A 20,694-nucleotide genomic window follows, 5' to 3' on the forward strand; every position below is an offset into this window, starting at 1 on the left:
AATTCTTGAGGTTGTCTAAAGCATCATAAAAATATCTTAAGCGATTGCAGCCTGCTGCAATAACAAAATATAGAGGCTCCCAAAAGTAGGGTTAACTGACTTTTGGGAGCATTATTTTAGAGACTTATCGGACATACAATTTTTTTCAATCTTTTTATATCCTTCAGAAGTCTTATGAAGGACTTTTCTTTTGCTCTCTTTCTTCATTAGGTTCTTCAAAAGTTTTATGACGGACATTCAGCACATACAATCGCTTCTTGTTGGACTTCATTGCCTCTATAAAGAACATTTATAAATTTTATTTCATTATTTTTGTCCTTCACAGTTGTATTTCTCAAAATCTTTCATTTTAGGAACTCATCGGACAGCCCCACTGTTTGCTTGAAAGCAATTCCGTCCTTTACTTTCAATCTTTTTATTTAGAAGGATATTCTTTTTTTCGGCAATTATATCAATTAATTAAAACAGAATAAAGCATTACTGAAAAATTGCAAATTAATGCCTCTGTCAAAACATTTATTTTGCGAATACTTATCTTGATTTCATAAAATCCACCGAACGCTCACGATTTTCTATTGTAAATCTTGTGGAATTCGGCAGCTCTGTTAATATATTTGATGCACAAGGTTCAAAGTTGATAAACATTTTTTCAAATATAAGAACTCCCGCACTTTGACGAAACTTTTTGCATTACGGATCATTTTTGATCCGCTTTGCGTGGAATTAAGCAGCTCTTTTGATATATGATGTACGAGCCTTGAAAATGACAAACATTTACAAATGGAAGAGCACGCCCAATTTCCTTCCGCATTTTGTTATAAACATTTTGGAATGACGGCCAATTGATTGCTGGAAACATTTTGATCCAATTTACTTGCTTTTATTGGTATCTTTCACAGCTTATTTTTGATAAAGCTGCCGGTACCAATTGGATGCTGCCTGAACTTCTGATAAAGTCAGCTCATGTCCTCCGTTTTCCCAATGCAAGTGCACATTTGCGTTGTTATTTTCTAAAAATGTTTTAAGCTCTATTGATTCTTCAGGAGAGCAAATTTGATCACGCTTTCCAGCTGCAATAAAAATGTTTTTTCCTGATAGATCCGGCAGATCCATCCCTCTTCTCGGCACCATCGGATGATGCAAGATGGCTCCATTTAGCGCATCCCGAAAATGGAATAAAAGGCTGGCTGCTATATTTGCTCCGTTGGAATAACCGATTGCGATTACAGAATTTCGATCAAATCGATATGTTTGCGCTGCTTCATCTAAAAACGAGTTTAATTCCTTTGTACGGAAAACAAGATCTTCTTCATCAAAAACTCCTTCGGCAAGTCTTTTAAAAAAACGCGGCATTCCATTTTCCATTACATTTCCGCGCACAGCTAAAATCGATGCTTCTGGATCAATAATTTCTGCAATGGGAAGAAGATCAAACTCATTTCCGCCGGTTCCATGCAGCAATAGGAGTGTCGGTTTTGCCGGATTGCTTCCTTTTTGAAAAATATGTTTCATCGTTTTTTCTCCTTCTCAGCGTTTATTAAGCATTACTTTTCTTATTCGTCAAGGTTACGGACTTCCACTGGCATCAACTTATTTTCCAACCGTTCCCGATACTTTTCGTAACGCTCCGGAAGCTTTAATTCTTTTCCAAGTGCATCTAAAGATTCATCAATTGCAAAACCCGGAGGATCTGTTGCAATTTCGAACAAAATTTCACCATGCTCTCTGAAATAAATAGAATGAAAATACTTTCGATTCTGAACTGGCGTTACCCTGTATCCATTTGATTCTAAAGATGTTTTCCATTCTAATTGATCGTTGTCGTCTTTTGCCCGAAGCGCGATATGATGGACTGTTCCAACCCCCATGATGCCGCGTCCGGAAGAAGTAAATTTTACATCAACGACATTGCCGATTTCACTTGGAGACTGAAAACGAATAAAATCTCCTTCCCTTCCAATTCGTTGAAGTCCAAAAATATTCTCCAACAACTCTGACGTTTTTTCAGGAAATGATGAATATAATACGGCGCCGCCAAATCCTTTAATGGCAACATCAGAGGTGACATGGCCAAATTCCCATTGATTTAATTCTCCTTCTTTTCGTTCCACTAGCTCAATGTTCAAACCGTGCGGGTCTTGAAATACAAGCAGTGACTCACCAAACCGTTCTGTCATTGTAAACGGAATTCTAAATTTATCTAGTCTTTCTTGCCAAAAGCTCATGGAACCTTCTGGTATCACATAAGAAGTTACACCCACCTGACCCTTGCCGATTTTTCCTTGATACGCATCAGGCCAAGGAAAGAAAGTAATCAGTGTCCCTGGCTTTCCTTCTTTATCCCCGAAATAAAAATGGTACGTGCCGGGATCATCGAAATTCACAGTTTTTTTAACTAACCTCAGCCCTAAAACTCCAGCATAAAAATCAATATTTTCCTGCGGATGGCCGACAATAGCAGTAATATGATGAATTCCAGCTGTTTTCTTTTTCATCTTTGATTCTCCTCGTATACTAAGTTTCAGAAAGTTTTTTTATCGAATTTCCAGTCCGATACGCTCCTTGACAATCGCATATCTTGGGTGGTTACCTTTGTGGGAGGGGCGCGCCCCTCCCACAAAGGGTTCAGCGTACCGGGGTTGGACTTTTCGCAATGTTCCTGGATAATGGTCTTAGGATCATCGGGGATACTCTTCTCACTCCTGTAGCTTCGACTACTTGTAAAGTCTGTCTCCCCGGCCCCTGTTTGGACGTCTAACCCGCAGGCTGTTCCCGTTGGTTTTCCCCATGCTGGAAGGAGCAGCTTCCAGGGCAGCCCATGGTCCAACGTGAGTTCTCATATGCGAGGGTGACTGGTCAACAGGCGCGATCCGGGGGCATCCCGAAGAGTCCTACCCCTCGATCCTACAACAATAGGAGGTGATCTCATGAAACTCTACGTCGGGATCGACGTGAGCTCACGCGACTTAGCCACCTGCATTATGGATCATGAAGGAAATACGTGCGCACGCTTCAAAGTGGATAATCATCTTCTGGGCGCCACCTTCCTTCGGGATCAAATCCTCCTGTGGGCTAACAAGCGAAAGCCAACCGAAATTCTGATCGGGATGGAAGCCACCTCGGTCTACAGTTGGCATCCAGCTATGTTTTTCCACCAGCAGGAGGCCTTGCAGGCTTGGAACGTCAAGGTGTTTACGATCAATCCAAAGCTCATTCGCAAGTTTAAAGAAGCCTATGTCGACTTGGAGAAAACGGATGACATCGATGCTTGGATCATTGCGGATCGGCTTCGCTTCGGCCGTCTGAAGATGACGGCTGTCCTCAAGGAGCAGTTTCTCGCGCTTCAGCGACTGACACGCATGCGATATCATCTCGTCCACCAGTTAACCCGTGAGAAACAGTATTTTCTCCAGCACTTGTTTTACAAATGCAGTTCCTTTACCCAAGAGGTGGACAGTTCGATCTTCGGACATGCCATTCTCGAACTGCTGCTTGAGTCGTGGAGCCTCGATGACATCTGCCAAATGGATGTCAAGCAGTTGGCCGACTTCCTGCGCCAAAAAGGGCGCAATCGCTTTGCCGATCCGGAATGCATCGCCAAGTCGATTCAAAAGGCGGCCCGTTCGTCGTATCGGTTGTCCAAGTGTGTCGAGGATTCCATCGACTTGCTGTTAGGGCTGTCGATTCAATCAATCCGCAGCCTGCAATCGCAGCTCAAAGAGCTCGATAAAGCCATTACCCGCCATCTTGAAGGCATTCCGAACACACTGCAAACCATCCCAGGCATCGGACCGGTTTATACCGCAGGCATCCTGGCCGAAATCGGGCAAATCGAGCGGTTTCACAATCAGGCCGCCTTGGCAAAATATGCCGGCTTGACATGGTCCAAGCACCAATCGGGCCGTTTTCAAGCCGAGGACACCTCCCTCATTCGTTCCGGCAATCGCTATCTCCGTTACTACCTAGTGGAGGCTGCCAACTCGGTACAACGGCATGATGCGACGTTTCGTGCGTACTACCGGAAGAAGTATGAGGAAGTGCCCAAACACCAACATAAACGAGCCCTCGTCCTCACCGCTAGAAAACTCGTGCGTGTGATCGATGCGCTGCTACGCAACGGTCAAATCTACACGCCAAGAAAGGGGGAAGATCGATAAGAGGATCGATCTGGTATACCAATATCAACCTTTAGACCCAGTTTATTACATGTACCAATACTGGGTTTCTTCAGTATTGCCTTTTTTCGGATCATCGGACAAGGGAATTTCCAATTTCTATGATTTTTCACCTTGACATATTACCGCAGGACTTTATTATTTTCTTTACGCGATTCATTTTTGTAAATCAATTATTTTAACGGGTCGTTATTTCGAATTAAAATATCTCGAATTAAATTATTTTTAATTCGAAATAATTTTATCAAATCTTTCATTTATTGTCAAAAAGCTGATCTGTTGAATTTTTCATCTCTTTTCGTTCCGTATTCACTAAAATACCATCCTTACCAAAATGAAAGCAATCGCAAGAGCAGCGTTTGAATGCGAAGAGAAACCTCCCTCTCCTCTTACGCGCAAAATCGTTACAGAAATTGTTGTTCTGGCCGCAGCAAGGGCTATCGGCCGTTCCATAAATTTTTTTTGTGATGGCTCGGCAAACACAGTCGAATTTAAGATTGGTGATGAACACGCAACATCCTGAAAGTAGCCGGCATCCGCCAGCTGCTTTCAGATAAACCGAAAACATGCAAAAGCAAATTGCTTTTTGCAGACTGATCGGAATGACCGTTGCAATTTAATATTAGTAAATCCGTATGGCTTTAGCAAATGTAGACAAATGAAGTTGAATACCGTAACCGGACAGGTATCATTTCTGATCTTCTTTTTTATCATCTAATTCAAAGAACTCAGCAAAATCCATTAACAAAGCATCTTTGTCTTTTAACGCCAATTTTGCTAAGATGATTTCAAGAAGACATAAGCCAATTAAAATAAGTAATCCTTTCATCATATTCCTCCCCCCCCTCAAACTCATCTCTTTGTCAACATCAACATAATGTATGAAACGCGTTTCAGGTCAAGGATTTTTAAAAGAAAGGGATATTTCATGGCAACGATTCGTGATATTGCAAAGCTTGCAGGTGTTTCTGTTACAACGGTTTCGAGAGTTTTAAATAATCATCCATATGTCAGTGACGAAAAAAAAGAAGCGGTTTTAAAAGTGATAGAAGAAATCAACTATAAACGGAACATTCATGCAGTCCACTTGTCTAAAGGCTTTTCAAATTTGATCGGCGTCGTCCTGCCTAAAATCGATCATCCTTATTTTAGCAGCATTGTGGAAGGGATTTCGGAGGAAGCGATCAAGCATCATTTGCAGCTTGTTCTCTTTCAAACGAATTATGAACCAGCAAAAGAGCTTGAAGCATTGGAATTGTTGCGGGGAACCTTATTGGATGGTGTCATTTTTTGTTCAAGAGCCATTTCCTTTGATGTATTGAAAGAATATAAAAATGCTGGACCGATCGTTCTTTGCGAAGATTCAGACCAAAGCCATTTCCCTTCTTTGAGCATTCCGCATGAACAGGCATTTCAGTTTGGTTTGGACTATTTAATTTCGAAAGGTCATACGAAAATTGCATTTACTTTAGGACGAATGGAAGGGCCAAACAGTAAAAAAAGAAGAAAAGCCTATAAAACAAAAATGAAGGAATTAGGCGAACCGATTCGAAGCGAGTGGATCTTCGACAAATGCCTATCGATCACTGACGGCAAACAGCTTATGGAAAAGCTTCAGCATTTAGAGAAAAAACCGACTGCCTTTTTTGTTACAAACGATCAAGTGGCAGCAGGTATCTTATTAAGTGCCAAACAATATAAAATAAAGATTCCTCAAGACATTGCCATCTTAAGCTTTGATAATCAGCCTATTGCCGACATCATGGGAATCACTACTATTGAAATCCCAATAAGAAAAATGGGGAAGCTTGCGGTGCAATCGATTATTCATTGTAAAGAAAAACGGGAGCAAACAAATAAGAAGATGACTCTCCCCTTTCGGTTAATTGAGCGGAAAACTGTGTAACCCATGAAGAAGGATGCCCCCTCTTTAGAGTTCAAATCATTCCTGCCAAACGATCATCTGCAAAAACCGAAGCAGCTTGGCAGGATTTTTCATTTGATTTTGTAATCATTTTGACGATTTGCATGCGTCTTTTTCCATATTCCGTTTTCTTTTGACGTTCAGTGTGAAATTCATCGATTACTACTCAAAGCTGGTTAACAACTTGTCTGCATACTTACTCCCCTTTTTGGCCGACAGCAAAGTGTACGTCAATCACAAATGGCCTTACAGATGTTTTCAATTGCATAGCAATGAAAATCCTTAAAATTGGAGTGTTATTTCCCCAAACCGCTTTTTAAAACAATTTTCCTACTCCGTTAATTTTCTTCTTATCAGCAAGCTTGCGATCACGATGCTCAAAATATTTGCTGCATAAACAAACGCTTCATTTCCGTCAGCCATCGAGTTGAATTTGTAAAAAAAGTGCGGCCATGGTATAAGTTCGCCGTTTGTCACGTATTCGACAACCGTATAAATGGCAATGAATCCGAACGCCATTTCTACATTTTTGACCAATAAAATCAATAACGCACCAATCAGCAAAAAATTCAACCCGAGCAGCAAGGCGAATAAAATTAAATGCCAAGGCACATCCGCTAGATTACGGAAGAAAAACAACAAGATCATTAACAAATTCATCACGGTGTAATATCGCATTAAATCAATAATGGCGTGCTTTTTATACAGATTGATCAATGTTTCCCATGCCCCGTCCTCCAATAACTCACTATAGCGGAAAACAGGCCAAAAACAATACATGGGAAGAAAAATATATTGCAAGCCTTGAAAAAAACGAGCCTCTTCGAAATCGTTGAACATGAGGACAATCGCAAAAACCGCCCAAACTATAAAAGGAAAATAAAAGAGAATTCCCATCGATTTCCGGTCAAAGTAAAAGAATTTTCTTAAATCGTTCATTATACCCCACACTCTCTCATGACAGCAACATAGCCGTCCACCATTCTTGGCGCTGCCGGCATTTTCTGGCTATTAAGAGGATCATAAATCCGCACCAAAAAGCGGCCTTGATTTTCTGTTACAGTGATCACATCAAAATGATTGAAATAATGATCCAGGTTTTGTTCCGTAACGATCTCTTCACGTATTTTCCCGCTTGCACGTTGTTTTAGTTCTTCCGGGCTTCCTTCAAAAACGACTCGGCCGTTTTTTAACATCCCGATTTTCGTGCATAATAATTCTATATCGTCAACATTATGCGATGAGATCATGATAATATAGTTTTTGCTGATTTTGCGGATCAGATGTTGAAACCGCAGCCGTTCTTCAATATCCAGCCCTGCCGTTGGTTCATCTAAAATCAAAACTTTCGGATTTCCCAGCATAAGCTGCGCAATCCCCACCCGCCTTTTCATTCCGCCTGACAAATGCCCCATTTTTACATTGCTTACGTTAGCTAAATTGACTTCTTTCAATATAGAAGCAATGAGATGTTGTCGTTCCGTTTTATTGTGATGTCCTTTTAAAATGGCGAGATGCTCCAAACTATCCTCGATGGAAACGTTCGGATAAATATTGAATTCTTGCGGCAGAAACCCGATTTTGTTATCGTGTTTCACATACCTTCCTTTTACCAGCTCTTTTCCATCTAATGAAACTGTGCCATGTTCAAGCTTTATCAATCCAGCTAAAATTTTCATCAATGTGCTTTTCCCTGCACCGTTTGAACCAATTAAGGCATAAACTCCTTCAATATTGAGTGTGATATTTGATAACACCTTTCGTTTGCGAAAAGATTTTTCGATCCGTTCAATTCGAAGCATCGGCTAATCCTCCATATGTTTTTAAAAATTTTTCATAAAATGTTTGCCAATCGATTGCGTAAAGATCTATATGATGGTACAAATCGTATAAAAATTGCTCTTTTTGCTCTTCCGTTAAACGCTTGTAGATTGGAAGAATTGACCGCACCACTTCCCTGTCTTTTTCATCCTCTACTAGCACAATTGTTCCATCGTCCCAGTGCTGTTCAATCAAATCTTCAATATATTGGTGTAAGTCACTCTCTGTCTGATTGGTGTAGCCTGAAGCCGATTGATGGAAAGCCTGATTGACGAGCATAGTAACGAGGCGCTGCAAATGATAGGTGAACACGGAATCCGCCCCTTCCGGAAACAGCATCGCATAAATAGGTTCCTCGAATTCAAATGAAAAATGTTCCTGTTGATCATAATGATCTGTATCTAGATTCATATAGAGACTGTTTTGGAAAACATAATGGCTGATTACGATTGGACAGACAACGATTTTTTTCAATGGACGAGAATTTTGCAAAAGCTTGAGCTTTTTTGCCAGCAATTGCTGAAGCACTAGTGCATCCTCAATTCTTTCGTCAAAATCTTCCGGCATTTTCTTTAATATACTTGGCTGGATAAGGTGATATGATTGAACTTTTTTCTCCGTAAGATCTCCTGCCATTAAAAATACACCTTGATTGGAAACGCCTGCTTGTTTCTCAGTCAACGTTTCATTTAAAGAAGTGTACAGCTGATAACGTCCTTTATAAGCGACAGTGTAACGAACGGACTCATGATTCGCGAGCGGATTTTGAATAAAGGAATAGCGATGCTCTCTTAAAATGAGCGGGACTGACGGTTTTACAGGCATCCAAGCCTCTTGATTTGTAAAAACAAAACCGTTTTTCACTTCTCTTTCTAATAGTTTTGAAATTTGATAAGTAAATTGAATGGTTCGTTCACCTTTTACATTTTCTTTCCATTGAACGGTAACAAGCGATCCTTCCTGTTTAAAAGGAAGCGGACCAGTTTGTTTATCCACCACATCTAAAAGAGTGAAAGAATCATCTAAATAAAAATGGGCGAGGTTCGTTTTTTGATGCAAACCAAGCTGCACTGTTGCATGAAAAGCTAAGGAATGATCATGATCGATTTGGATATCGACCGATTTTATGTCATAATTCCGTTTTAACTCCGCTAAATCAACCAAATCATCGACTTCGCTTTCGTTCCCCTCCGCAGCCTGAAAGTCCATGTAATTCGTAAAAATGAAAATATCAGCCAAAATGACGGCAAACATCATCGCAAGAACCAATAGACGAGGAAGACGGTCTTTTATAACAACTAAGAAATACACAATCAACAAGCCAATAAAAAACAAAAACCAAAAGAACGACTGCCATTCAATCCAACGATCGAAATAAAAACGGTGCAGAAAATCAAAATGAACTTTAGAAATTTCAGGATAAATGTAAAACGTTTCTGGAATGATACTGGAAAAAATAAACGAATTAAACGGTGCAAAAACGAGCCATAGCAAAATAATCAATAAAAATGAAAACTTCTTTTGATTGAAAAACAGCGCTGTTAAACTTCCGATTAGAAAAAACAGCAGAAATTCCAGAAACCAAAAAATTAATAAATAAACTAAAAATTCCCTGTAAAACGTGCTGTTCAGGATCCCCATGTTTATAAAACGAATGAAATATACCGCATAGTAGCAACAAAAAAACAGAAAAGAAATCAAAAAATGATTAAAAAATACAGCAGCAATGACGGACAAATGATCTTTCCAGTTGGTGTGATAAATGGTCAAAATCCCATACTTCATTTCATCCCGAAACAGCAGAAAGCCTGAAAGCATCATCAAAATAGAATGGATTTGCATCGGCACTGCCAAAGCAGATATTGAGGTAGACAAAAATCGGTTATCGTAATTGATATTTGTAAACAGTGTAAACCCGAGCAGCAGAACATATGAAATCCAATACAGTTTAAGCGACAACAACCGCTTTACATAAAAAAATTGCAGCTGGAAAAACTGTTTCATCTTTGTACCCCTAACAAAAAATTGTAAATTTTTAGTTAATTTTAATGAAGATGATTTATCAAGGTCAATAAAATAAAACAATTGTTCATTATTTATTCAAAATTTACGAAATGATAAAAAAACACTTGTATCAAATCATTTGTACTCGAACGATTTCAATCTTCTTTTTCCGGGGCTGTCCAGTAGTCAAAATCCACTGAAAACGAAACTATATCAGCGTTTCTAAAACAGTAAAGGGGTGTCTATAATCCGGAAAATCGACTTATTAGACAGCCCCTGTGACTCGCTTCGTTTTGCTTTTTTCATTAAAGACATCATTACAAAACAGTCTTCGTACTGATTAGTGAATGATTTTTCTCAATCGATGTCATCAACACTGAATGATTCTATTTTCTAGATTGTTTCATTTACGCTTACCTGAATTGTCTTCTTTATCGATTTTCGGAAAAAACAAATGCTTTTCCAAACAGCCTCCTCCCTTCTAACCATGATCCTAAGCAGAACATAATCATTGAAAGGAAATCGAAATACGCCTCAAGTCGTAGTTCAAAATATGCCTCAGGTTCGTTATGAGCAGCGACCACAAAAGGTAAGATGAAAATTGAAAGGAGGTCATTCAAATTATGAAAAAAATTGGTTTGTTCATCGCAGGTGCAATAGCCGCAATAGTTTTAATCGCCAATCTCGGCTCAATCGTCGGACTTCTTATCAGTTTGCTTGTTCTATACTTTTCGTTTAAACAATTTGTGAAATCCGACAAAAAATCAAAAAAATGGTTTTGGGGGATTGTCGGGCTGATTGCACTATCTGTTTCAGCTGCAAATGTCCCAGCTATTCTCGGTTTAATCGCCGCATATGTGCTTTATCTCATTTTTAATAATTGGAAAAAATCGAATGATCCGTATGTGTCAGACGATCCATTCACCAATTTTGAAAAACAATGGGAATCACTAAAACGACAATAAATGGAGGGGAAAAAAATGAGCATATTTACGAGATTAAAAAATGTGATTATGGCCGATTTACATGATTTATTGAATGAACAGGAACAAAGGAATCCAATTGCGCTATTAAATGAATATTTGCGCCAATGTGAAAAGGAAGTTGAAAAGGTTCAAAAATTAATCGAACGCCAACGATTATTAAAACAAGAGCTGTTAAGAGAATACAACCATGCTGAACACTTAAAAGAAAAAAGAAAATATCAAGCCGAAATTGCGTTGAAAGCGCAAGAAGAAGAATTGCATCAATTTGCCATCAACGAGCAGCAGCAGTATGAGGAGCGTGCATCAAAATTAAAACAAGCGCTTGAACAAGCAACGAAACAGCTCATTGACTTAGAACATAAATATGAAGAAATGAAACATAAATTAAAAGATATGCATATAAAGCGCATGGAGCTGATGGGACGAGAAAATATTGCACGCGCCTACTCCCGGATCAACCAAGTTCTTGAGCAGCATAATTCCGAAAAGAACCATTTTGTTCGCTTTGCTGAAATAGAGAATTACCTTGATGAACTGGAAAATCGAATCAACAACAGATACGATACATTAACATTTGATGCAAGAATCGCAAAGCTTGAAAAAGAATTAAAAAATCAAGAAACGGATTCAAATTCTTAACGTAAATTGTTATGCTATAAGGGCGTAGTTCTCTACGCCTTTCCATATTTATGTTCACACTAATAGGAAGGAGAGGAGCCTCGTGTTTCATCAATCGAAAATAGATTTTACAAAATGGATTTTCGTCATTGGCATCATCTTATTCATCGCAGAGCTTTTATTTTTCAATGGTGAGGCCCTTTTCTTCCTAATGATGATGATTTTTTGCGTATATATTGGAAGAAAAAGAATGCCGAAAAAATCAGGATTATTGTTATTTTGGATCGGAATAATCGGCGGCGTTCTATCTTTTTTCAATATGTTTACATTCCGACTGCTTCTATTTGCTGTTTTCATTTACTTTATTTTTCACTATGTTCAAAACAAGCAGGTAGCTGCTAAAAAGTCTCCTAAAATTGAAGAAGCAGATCCAATCCTCTCGCAAGAAGAGACATTTTCCAAAACGCCTCTTTTTCAAAACAGATTGTTCGGAACGCAGCGAACCGAAGAACAAATATACAGATGGAACGATGTCAACATTCAAACAGGCATCGGCGATACAGTAATAGATTTAAACTATACGATTCTTCCGAAAGGTGAAGCGGTGATTGTCATCCGAAAGCTTATCGGCAATATCGAAATAATTGTTCCTTACGAGCTGGAAGTGTCCGTCCACCATTCCGGTTTCATCGGCTCCTACTCCATTTTTGATTATAGTGAACCGAATGTATGGAACGAAACAATTCGATATGAGTCCAAAAACTATCATGAATCTGCCCAAAAAGTGAAAATCATCACCTCTATAACCTTTGGCAGAATAGAGGTGAAAAGAACATGAATGTATTGCAAAGACAAATTATTATCTGCTTAGTAACATCAGTAGTCACTTTTTTATTTTTCACTGTTTCGCTTTTGCTTACGTTCCTGTTTCCTAATTGGACATTACTATGGAAACAAAAAATTCTTGATATTCCGTTTATCCTCTTCACGTTCGTAATCAGCAGCGCCATCGGCTTGCTTTTCGGCATTCTATTCGGACTTCCTTTTAAAGATAAACTACACAAGATTGAAGACAAACTAAAAAAAATAACAAAAGGAGAAACGGTTGAACAAAATGAACATATAAACATTAAAGAATTAGATGAAATCAACCTTCGAATTGACCAAGTGCAGCATCATCTCATTGAACAGACGAAATTAACGCAAAAACTTGCAGGTGAAAACGCAAAAGAACAAGAAAAAAGATTGGAAGAAATCATTTCACAAGAAAGGCAAAGGCTGGCACGCGAGCTGCATGACTCTGTCAGTCAAAACTTGTTTGCGGCCTCGATGCTCATTTCTGCTGTTAAAGGAAACAAGGAAAAAATCGATGAAGGAACGAGCAAACAAATCCATTTAGTTGAAGAAATTATTCAGCAGTCCCAGCTTGAAATGCGCGCTCTTCTTTTGCATTTGCGGCCTGTCCCTTTAAAAGGTAAATCTTTGCAAACTGGAATTGAAGAACTGCTCACAGAGCTGCGGCAAAAGGTGCCGATGAACATCCAATGGAAGACAGAGCAATTTCCTCTAGATAAAGGGATTGAAGACCATTTATTCCGCATTTTGCAAGAATCGGTGTCAAACACTCTTCGCCACGCCAAAGCGAATACACTTGAAGTATTGCTGATCAAACGGAAAAATATGGCCATTTTACGGATTGTCGACGATGGTGTAGGATTTGACGTTCAATCGGCAAAATCAGGAGCATATGGTTTGCAAAACATGTATGAACGTGCAGCCGAAATCGGCGGAACATTGCAAATTGTCAGTGTCCCTCATGAAGGAACTAGATTGGAAATAAAAGTACCGTTGTTAACAGATGAAGGTGATAAAAATGATTAAAGTATTACTAGTTGATGATCATGAAATGGTAAGAATCGGCGTTTCGGCTTTTTTATCGTCCCAGCCTGACATAGAAATCGTCGGCGAGGCTGATAATGGCAAAAAATGCATTGAACTAGCTTTACAATTAAAGCCTGATATTATTTTAATGGACCTCGTCATGCCGGAAATGGACGGGATTGAAGCGACAAAAGAAATACTTCATCAATGGCCAGAGGCAAAAATCATTATTGTCACAAGCTTTCTCGATGATGAAAAAGTCTACCCTGCCCTTGAAGCCGGTGCTGTCAGCTATATGTTAAAAACTTCAAAAGCAGACGAAATCGCCGATGCGATCCGTTCAACATATCAGGGACAATCTGTCTTAGAGCCTGAAGTGACAACGAAAATGATGGCAAGAATGAATAAAAAACAAAACCGCCATCCTCATGAAGAATTAACAAACCGAGAAATGGAAGTGCTGCTTTTAATGGCTCAAGGGAAATCAAATCAAGAAATTGCAGATGAGTTGTTCATTTCATTAAAAACCGTCAAAGTTCACGTCAGCAACATTTTAAGCAAACTGGGCGTTCAAGACCGCACCCAAGCCGTCATTTATGCGTTCAAGCATTCGCTAATCAAGTAAAATTGGCAATAAGCGAAGAAAAGAGAATGTGGAATGGTTTTTCACCGAAAGACAAATACAGGAAAACCGTTTTCATTCGAAATTTATGTATCATTTTACATATATAATCAAAACAAAAAAATTGCTAGTTTTCCCATCCTAATAGAAGATCACATACGTAAGCGATGTTATTCATCTCCCAAATGAATGCATATTCGTCGACAAAAGCAAATATAAACATGTGAACGCTTGATAAAATCGGCTAAAAATAATTCAAAAATCTCAAGCGAAACGATGGCGGAAATCGAAATAATCGGTAAAAGAAATCAGAAATCCTCCTATTCGTTTTCCGCCAAAAACTAGTTTTCTCTTAAAAAAACAATAGATGAACAAAAGTCCTAGCATGACTATCTAGGCTGCCGAAAAATAGCAGCCTTTCCTAATAAGCCTTTTGTTTCTAGCTTTAGGAACAGTGTAAAATGAGATTCATATAAGGTTCTTCTGCTCGAAACTTGAAAAAGACGTAATTTTCCCCCAACAGTATTCCGGCTTTTATCGTATATATGGAGCATGCTCTTTTTCCAATGCATCCTGCAGCCATCTCGGATGCATCGTTAAAAGGTTTTCCGGCAGATCGTTTGGAGCGAAAAATCGTGCATCAAGCGTTTCATCTGTTTTTTGACGCAGCGTCCCTCCAATGATTTTGCACTCAAAGCAGGTTGTAATAAAGTGGCTGATTTCGCCATTTGGGTATAAAAAAATTTGTGAATCCGGATCTGAGTAAATGCCGATCAACCGGGTTACCTCCACTTCAAGACCTGTTTCTTCATAAATTTCTCTTATAATTGCTTCTTCCACCTTTTCTCCCGGCTCTACATGCCCTGATGGAATGCCCCATAGTCCGTTATCCGACCGTTTTAATAGGAGAACTTGCTGCTGTTCGTTAAAAATAATTCCCGCCACTCCTGCTTCGATCCGCTCCGGCCATGCAAAATCACGCGTATTCCATTGTTTAATTTTGACACGATCATCAAATAAAGACTGCAAATTTCCGATCACCGCATCCGGATTGCGGTAATCCCCGGGAGATGGAAACGGTGCATTCTTCCCGTTGGAAATTAAAATCGCTTGAATCCCTGCTTGATGAGCACCTAATATATCAGTTAACGGGTTATCGCCGATCATAACCACTTTTGCTTTAGACGAAATCGATTCAATCGCTTTCTGGAACATAAATGGATTCGGTTTGCCGACAATGTACGGTTTTTTCCCGGTTGATGCTCGTATCATTTCAGCAACAGCTCCTGTTGCAGGCAAAGGACCTTTCGAAGTAGGGAAACTCATATCGGCATTCGTTGCAATAAACTTCGCACCATTATGTATTTGTTTTACCGCTTCCTGAATATCGTACAAAGATACATTTCCGCTCCAGCCGACAACAACGGCTTCTGCCTCCTCTTCACCCTTTACAACCATTACTCCTGCTTGACTGCACTCGTGCTGTAAATGATCGTCCCCCAGCACGTAGGCACTGCGAATATTTTGTTTTCGCAAATATTGAGCTGTCAACCAAGCGGATGTAATGATTTCCTCTGGACTTGCTGTAATCTCCATTCGCTTGAGCCGTCCGGCAATTTTTTCTCTCGTAGTACAAGGATCATTTGTAAGAAACCGAATCATTTTCTTTTCTTGACGCAAGCGCCGCAAAGATTCAACTGCCCCAGGAAGCGGATTTTCTCCTATGTAAATCACTCCGTCTAGGTCAAATAAAAACACGTCAAAATCATCTATGATCATGAAATCATCCTTCCTTAGTGAACCATTTTCGCATGAAACAAGCTGATTGAAAAAACCTCCTCATCAGCAAGCTAATTCAAGTTAAAGTGATCGTTTTCTCGAAAAGATTTGAACTTATTTAAAATACCTCAAAACTAACTCGTGTTAAAACAATCGTTTTCTCAATGAACCATTTCTTAAACTGGCGCAAAACTTTTAGAAGTTTTTTTGCTGTCAAACCAAAAGATGTTTCAATAAAACGATTTGCCTTGCTTGAAAGTTTGCATGAGCTTGTATGAGGAGAATCTTCTCTCTTTATTTCCACTTCTACATATGATTATAATAGATTTATCGTTCACGCAGCAAAAAGGCGGTTTTAATGAAGAAAATGTGATGTGGAATATTGGGAATTTGAGCAATAAGACAAAAGTTTTTTCAAAAAGACTGTGCAATTCGTGCACACTAAGAACTAATCTCTAATCAAATATACTTTTACGACTGACCTTCCTCTATAAATGTTGATATATCAACATTTATAGAGGGAGGGGGATGGTTTTACGGACGAAAACGGAAATGGGCGTTCATCTGCCCTTTTAACATTTTTTCCCGCAGTTCTTTTGTCATTTCTTGCGAATTTCCCATGTCGAAACCCCTTCTTCCCGCTTATTGGCAATCTGCATTAACTGTTCGACATCGGCGAACGAATATTTGCGAATTCCTTTCGAACGATCAGGAAAAATCAACTTCCGCTCTTCATAATAGCGGATTTGCCGCTGCGATAACCCGGTTAATTCACTAACGATGCCGATAGAGATCACTTTTTTAAATTTATAGGAATCATCTTTATTCGTCACCCTCTCCACCCCGCTATGTTATATCTTCTAACATAATTATACTGATTTTTCTCCATTCATAATTATTTTTGTAAAGAAAATTAACATATTTTTTAATTTTATTGTAAAGTGGCTTAACAAAATTAATGTAATATGAAGAAAAACATCGTATATTAAAAGAAATAAATACGCGGAGGGAAAAAGATGGGAAAACTGATGCGCGCAGCAATTACGAAACAAAAGCGATTTTATATTGATAAGCTGTTGCAAACTGGCTTGTTTCACGACTCTGCTGCACTAAAACAATGGACGGTGAGTGAATTGCGGCGCGAATATGAACAGTACGGGATACGAATGAAGAAACGGGGGGAATGAACATGGACCCAAAAGCTCTTGAGCTGGCCAGACGGATCGTAGAATTAGATTTGCAGCGCGACGCGATGTTCGAACAATTAATTCAATTAATCGGAGAGCGCGCTTACGAAGTGCTTCGTTTCATGCAAAATCGTATATAACAGCAGAAAAGGACAGCGTCCAGCTGTCCTTTCTTTTTTGCACTTGCCCAGCAACTCTAGCCGACAAAATACCGGTAAGAGCCTTGTTTTTGTTACACTCTTACGGACTGTTTCACCGCTTCGGTGGACTGATGGATGCCGCTCTTCATGTTCTTTTGTAGCTTTTGGATGATCCAAACCGCAACCATCATCATGACAACCATCATCCAAAAGCCGTATGAATACGAATTTGTCCATTGCTTCATCGTTCCAAGCACATTCGGTAAAAAGAATCCGCCGAATCCTCCAAAAGCACCGACAAATCCTGTTACTAATCCGACCTCTTTCGGAAAATAGGTCGGAATGATTTGAAATAAGGCGCCATTCGCAGCACCAAAAAACAGGAAAGTTACAAAAAATAAGCCAAGTGTTACATAAACGGATGGAAGTGTGCCAATAATAAACAACGTCACCATTCCACCGCTAAATAACCACATTAATAGTTTTATTCCTCCGTAGCGATCGGCTAAATAGCCGCCAATGGGCCGAATGAAGCTCCCGGCAAAAACAACAAGGGTTACAAAATCACCAGCTGTGACTTTACTGACACCGTATTGATCAAAGAAAAATAACCCTAAATAACTAGTTAACCCTACGAATCCACCGAAAGAAATGCTGTAAAAAAAGCTGAATAGCCAAGTTTCCTTCATTTTCATGACATGTTTATATTCAGAAATTTTTGCAGGTTTTACAGTTGTCGGGCAATCTCTTGCAAACATTGAAAAAATCACAAATACAATCGCTAACGGAAGAAGAGAAATCGCAAATACGGCATTCCAGCCATACGCTTCTGCAAGCCTTGGGCCAAACAACGTCGCGATAATAGTACCGCTATTTCCAGCACCAGCAATTCCCATGACAAGCCCTTGATATTGTTTCGGGTACCAACGGCTTGCAAGCGGAAGCGCAACCGCAAAACTGGCACCGGCAATTCCTAACAAAAATCCTAACGCATATATATCCGATAAATAATCAGCAAACATCCATCCCCATAATAGCGGAACCATTGTCAATAACATTCCAAGCATGCCGACCCGTTTTCCACCCCAGCGATCAGCAAGAAGCCCCATCGGAATGCGCAATAACGCACCAGCTAAAACCGGAATCGCAACCATCATTCCTCTTTCTGCAGGAGTAAGCTGCAAGTCTTCCACAATAAACGTTCCAATAGCCCCTAATATGACCCAAATCATAAAACTCACATCAAAGTAAAGAAATGAGGACAGCAATGTTGGAAAATGGCCGGCCCGAAAAAAACTTCCCGCCCTTTTCATTCTATCTCTCCTCCTTTTACAACCTCATATTATCCGTGCTATAATGTGGTTGAAAAAGCGTTTTCTTTTCGAGCTTTCCATTCTATTGGAAAGCTTTTTTAATTTTTCTGTAAATCCACTACAGGACTGATCCGCGCAACACAGCGTTTAAATCCCGGCATTTTGCAATGTGGATCGAGCCGATCATCGGTAATGTGATTAATATTTTGCATACCGCTCCAATGAAATGGAACAAAAATGGTGTCTTCACGAATACGGTCGGAATATTTGCTTCGAAGAACGGCTGAACCTCGCATCGTTTCGATTTTGACTAACGTATTCGGCTCAATTTTGTATTTTTTTGCCGTGTTCGGATGGATTTCCATAAACGCTTCGATTTGACGCGAGGCGAGCGCCGGACTTCTTCGCGTCTGTGTACCGCTCAAATAATGTGTCAACACCCGGCCTGTTGTGACGTACAGCGGATATTGTTCCGTTGCTTCTTCTTTTTCGTATTCATTATCAACCACTGCTAAACGCGCCTTGCCGTCCGGATGGGCAAATGACTGCTCAAATAACCTCCCCGTACCCGGATGATCGACAGAAGGACAGGGCCAATACACCCGCTCCTTGCACAAGCGTTCGTACGTAATTCCATAGTAATCGGCTTTGCCGCCGCGGCTAGCGAGGCGCAGCTCCGCAAAAATTTCTTCGGCCGACGAATAGCGAAAATATTCTCCTCTTCCAAGCACTTCCGCAATGCCGCAAAGAATTTCCCAATCGTGCTTCACCTCACCCGGACGCTTTCGCAAAGCGGGTCGCCACGTCACCCGCCCTTCGAAATTCGTCATTGTTCCTTCATCCTCCAAATAGGACGATGTCGGCAATACTAAATCAGCTAACTCTGCGGTTTCGGATAAAAATAGATCCACAACAACAAGGAACTTTAGCTTTTGCAAGGCATTTTTGACAAATTGCGCGTTCGGGCTCGAGACAACCGGATTCGAACCCATTACAAACAACCCGGTAATTTCGCCCGCGTCGATTTTTTGCATCATCTCATACGCCGACACTCCTTTAGACGGAAGTTCATCCGCGGAAATCCCCCAAACGCTAGCAATATAGCGACGATGTTCCGGATTTTCAATATGACGGTATCCTGGAAGCTGATCTGCCTTTTGACCGTGCTCACGCCCTCCTTGGCCGTTTCCTTGTCCGGTGATCGCTCCATAACCGCAGCCGATTTTTCCAATTTTCCCGGTGACCAATACTACATTGAGCCAATTCCGAACCGTCATATATCCGTTTGTCTGCTGTTCCACTCCCCTTGCGGTAAACAACATGCCCGTTGGCGCGCTTCCATATTGCCTTGCCGCCAAACGGATCATTTCCGCTGGAATTTCGGTGATGCGGGCGATCTCCTCCAGATCGATTCGATCAATATGTCCTTTTAACTCGGTAAATCCTTCCGTTCTTTTCTTGACAAACGTTTCATCTACGTAGCCTTCCTCGAACAGCACCTTCAAAAAGCCATTGACGAATGCCGCGTCCGTTCCTGGTTTTATTTTCAAATGCAAATCGGCTAATTCGGCCGTTTTTGTTTCCCGCGGATCAATGACAATGAAAAACGCACCGTTTTTCTTCGCTTCCTGAAAATATGGCATAATGGTCGGTTGGCATTCCGCTACGTTTGCACCAGCTAAAATAATAGTACGGACCAACGGAAGTTCCGATAATTTGTTTGTAAAACCGCGGTCCAGCCCGAACGCATCGTTCATCGCCGCAGCAGCGGCAGACATGCAAAATCGTCCGTTGTAGTCAATGTGTTTTGTCCTTAAGGCGACGCGGGCAAATTTCCCTAATAAATATGCCTCCTCGTTCGTCAATGAACCACCGCCATAAACTCCGAGCGCATCATATCCATCTTCTTTTTGAATATTAACAAAATTTTCTTTAATAATATGGAGCGCTTCTTCCCAACTAATCCGAACAAATTGACCGTTTACTTTCCGCAATGGATACAGCAATCGTTCCGGATGGAGCGCATGCTGATGAGCATACAGTCCTTTGATACAAAGCCGTCCGTGCGAAGTCGGATTATCTTTGGCGATGACTTTATAACGGTTCCGTTCAATGATCCGTTCTTCGACAAGGCGCATCGTACATTGCACACTGCAAAACGGACATTGCGTATCAAACAACATTTCGGACGTATTACCCTGCTCTTTTGCGCGAAAATGGTTTAGTAAATCTTTTGTCATCGGC

18 protein-coding genes and 1 pseudogene are annotated in these 20,694 nt (G+C 40.2%); 9 read left to right on the forward strand and 10 right to left on the reverse strand.

The annotated features are described in order from the left end of the window. Window positions 1-900: 900 nt before the first annotated feature. Together NSU19_RS10095 and NSU19_RS10100 are read right to left on the reverse strand one after the other, a co-directional pair. On the reverse strand, window positions 901-1,512 hold the full coding sequence (locus tag NSU19_RS10095) for an alpha/beta hydrolase (RefSeq protein ID WP_339196277.1): 612 nt from the start codon (window positions 1,510-1,512) through the stop codon (window positions 901-903). 41 nt (window positions 1,513-1,553) lie between these two features. Then, on the reverse strand, window positions 1,554-2,495 hold the full coding sequence (locus NSU19_RS10100) for a ring-cleaving dioxygenase (RefSeq protein ID WP_339196279.1): 942 nt from the start codon (window positions 2,493-2,495) through the stop codon (window positions 1,554-1,556). 432 nt (window positions 2,496-2,927) lie between these two features. Here NSU19_RS10100 and NSU19_RS10105 point away from each other — a divergent pair, with 432 nt between their 5' ends. Continuing rightward, on the forward strand, window positions 2,928-4,157 hold the full coding sequence (locus NSU19_RS10105; RefSeq protein WP_027725928.1) for an IS110 family transposase: 1,230 nt from the start codon (window positions 2,928-2,930) through the stop codon (window positions 4,155-4,157). Window positions 4,158-4,863: 706 nt separating this feature from the next. Here the strand turns inward: NSU19_RS10105 and NSU19_RS10110 are convergent. Next, window positions 4,864-5,007 (reverse strand): hypothetical protein, encoded by a 144-nt coding sequence (locus tag NSU19_RS10110; RefSeq protein ID WP_157727969.1) that lies wholly within the window; start codon window positions 5,005-5,007, stop codon window positions 4,864-4,866. A gap of 96 nt (window positions 5,008-5,103) precedes the next feature. Here NSU19_RS10110 and NSU19_RS10115 point away from each other — a divergent pair, with 96 nt between their 5' ends. Next, window positions 5,104-6,081 (forward strand): LacI family DNA-binding transcriptional regulator, encoded by a 978-nt coding sequence (locus NSU19_RS10115; protein ID WP_327856345.1) that lies wholly within the window; start codon window positions 5,104-5,106, stop codon window positions 6,079-6,081. Between the two features lie 348 nt (window positions 6,082-6,429). Here the strand turns inward: NSU19_RS10115 and NSU19_RS10120 are convergent, their stop codons facing one another. From NSU19_RS10120 to NSU19_RS10130, 3 genes are read right to left on the reverse strand one after another with little or no spacing between them, the layout of a single operon-like run. Continuing rightward, on the reverse strand, window positions 6,430-7,038 hold the full coding sequence (locus NSU19_RS10120) for a hypothetical protein (protein WP_339196281.1): 609 nt from the start codon (window positions 7,036-7,038) through the stop codon (window positions 6,430-6,432). Continuing rightward, on the reverse strand, window positions 7,038-7,901 hold the full coding sequence (locus tag NSU19_RS10125) for an ATP-binding cassette domain-containing protein (RefSeq protein ID WP_339196283.1): 864 nt from the start codon (window positions 7,899-7,901) through the stop codon (window positions 7,038-7,040). The genes NSU19_RS10120 and NSU19_RS10125 overlap by 1 nt, the downstream gene beginning before the upstream one ends. After that, window positions 7,888-9,924 carry a hypothetical protein gene (locus NSU19_RS10130; protein WP_339196285.1) on the reverse strand — a complete coding sequence of 679 codons (2,037 nt, stop codon included), beginning with the start codon at window positions 9,922-9,924 and terminating at the stop codon, window positions 7,888-7,890. The genes NSU19_RS10125 and NSU19_RS10130 overlap by 14 nt, the downstream gene beginning before the upstream one ends. Before the next feature lie 623 nt (window positions 9,925-10,547). Between NSU19_RS10130 and NSU19_RS10135 the strand changes: the two genes are divergently transcribed. The 5 genes from NSU19_RS10135 (at window position 10,548) to NSU19_RS10155 (ending at window position 14,034) form a co-directional block, all read left to right on the forward strand. After that, window positions 10,548-10,889, forward strand: coding sequence for a hypothetical protein (locus tag NSU19_RS10135; RefSeq protein ID WP_063387809.1), 342 nt, complete (start codon window positions 10,548-10,550; stop codon window positions 10,887-10,889). Window positions 10,890-10,904: 15 nt separating this feature from the next. Then, the gene (locus tag NSU19_RS10140; RefSeq protein ID WP_063387808.1) at window positions 10,905-11,549 is read left to right on the forward strand and encodes a PspA/IM30 family protein; all 645 of its coding nucleotides are present in this window, start codon (window positions 10,905-10,907) and stop codon (window positions 11,547-11,549) included. 82 nt (window positions 11,550-11,631) lie between these two features. After that, window positions 11,632-12,366 carry a cell wall-active antibiotics response protein LiaF gene (liaF, locus tag NSU19_RS10145; RefSeq protein ID WP_066251251.1) on the forward strand — a complete coding sequence of 245 codons (735 nt, stop codon included), beginning with the start codon at window positions 11,632-11,634 and terminating at the stop codon, window positions 12,364-12,366. Continuing rightward, window positions 12,363-13,409, forward strand: coding sequence for a sensor histidine kinase (locus tag NSU19_RS10150; RefSeq protein ID WP_063387806.1), 1,047 nt, complete (start codon window positions 12,363-12,365; stop codon window positions 13,407-13,409). Before liaF ends, NSU19_RS10150 begins: the two co-directional genes overlap by 4 nt. Then, window positions 13,402-14,034 carry a response regulator transcription factor gene (locus tag NSU19_RS10155; RefSeq protein WP_063387805.1) on the forward strand — a complete coding sequence of 211 codons (633 nt, stop codon included), beginning with the start codon at window positions 13,402-13,404 and terminating at the stop codon, window positions 14,032-14,034. Before NSU19_RS10150 ends, NSU19_RS10155 begins: the two co-directional genes overlap by 8 nt. A gap of 531 nt (window positions 14,035-14,565) precedes the next feature. Here NSU19_RS10155 and NSU19_RS10160 read toward each other — a convergent pair. Together NSU19_RS10160 and NSU19_RS10165 are read right to left on the reverse strand one after the other, a co-directional pair. Next, complete coding sequence (locus tag NSU19_RS10160) at window positions 14,566-15,810, reverse strand: HAD-IIA family hydrolase (protein WP_339192858.1); 1,245 nt, start codon at window positions 15,808-15,810, stop codon at window positions 14,566-14,568. Window positions 15,811-16,344: 534 nt separating this feature from the next. Continuing rightward, window positions 16,345-16,643, reverse strand: a pseudogene (locus NSU19_RS10165) (MerR family transcriptional regulator). 183 nt (window positions 16,644-16,826) lie between these two features. Here NSU19_RS10165 and NSU19_RS10170 point away from each other — a divergent pair. Both NSU19_RS10170 and NSU19_RS10175 read left to right on the forward strand, forming a co-directional pair. Continuing rightward, entirely contained in the window at window positions 16,827-16,997 is a 171-nt protein-coding gene (locus tag NSU19_RS10170; protein WP_073967949.1) for a Fur-regulated basic protein FbpA, read from the forward strand. 2 nt (window positions 16,998-16,999) lie between these two features. Beyond that, complete coding sequence (locus NSU19_RS10175; RefSeq protein ID WP_339196290.1) at window positions 17,000-17,137, forward strand: hypothetical protein; 138 nt, start codon at window positions 17,000-17,002, stop codon at window positions 17,135-17,137. A 92-nt stretch (window positions 17,138-17,229) separates the two neighbouring features. Here the strand turns inward: NSU19_RS10175 and NSU19_RS10180 are convergent, their stop codons facing one another. Both NSU19_RS10180 and NSU19_RS10185 read right to left on the reverse strand, forming a co-directional pair. Beyond that, window positions 17,230-18,450: a nitrate/nitrite transporter gene (locus NSU19_RS10180; protein ID WP_339196292.1), complete on the reverse strand. Its 1,221-nt coding sequence runs from the start codon at window positions 18,448-18,450 to the stop codon at window positions 17,230-17,232. 98 nt (window positions 18,451-18,548) lie between these two features. Further along, window positions 18,549-20,690, reverse strand: coding sequence for a nitrate reductase (locus NSU19_RS10185; protein WP_339196294.1), 2,142 nt, complete (start codon window positions 20,688-20,690; stop codon window positions 18,549-18,551). Window positions 20,691-20,694: the final 4 nt, after the last annotated feature.

The sequence above is a fragment of the Aeribacillus sp. FSL k6-2211 genome, from assembly GCF_037966125.1.
GTDB lineage: Bacteria > Bacillota > Bacilli > Bacillales > Aeribacillaceae > Aeribacillus > Aeribacillus composti.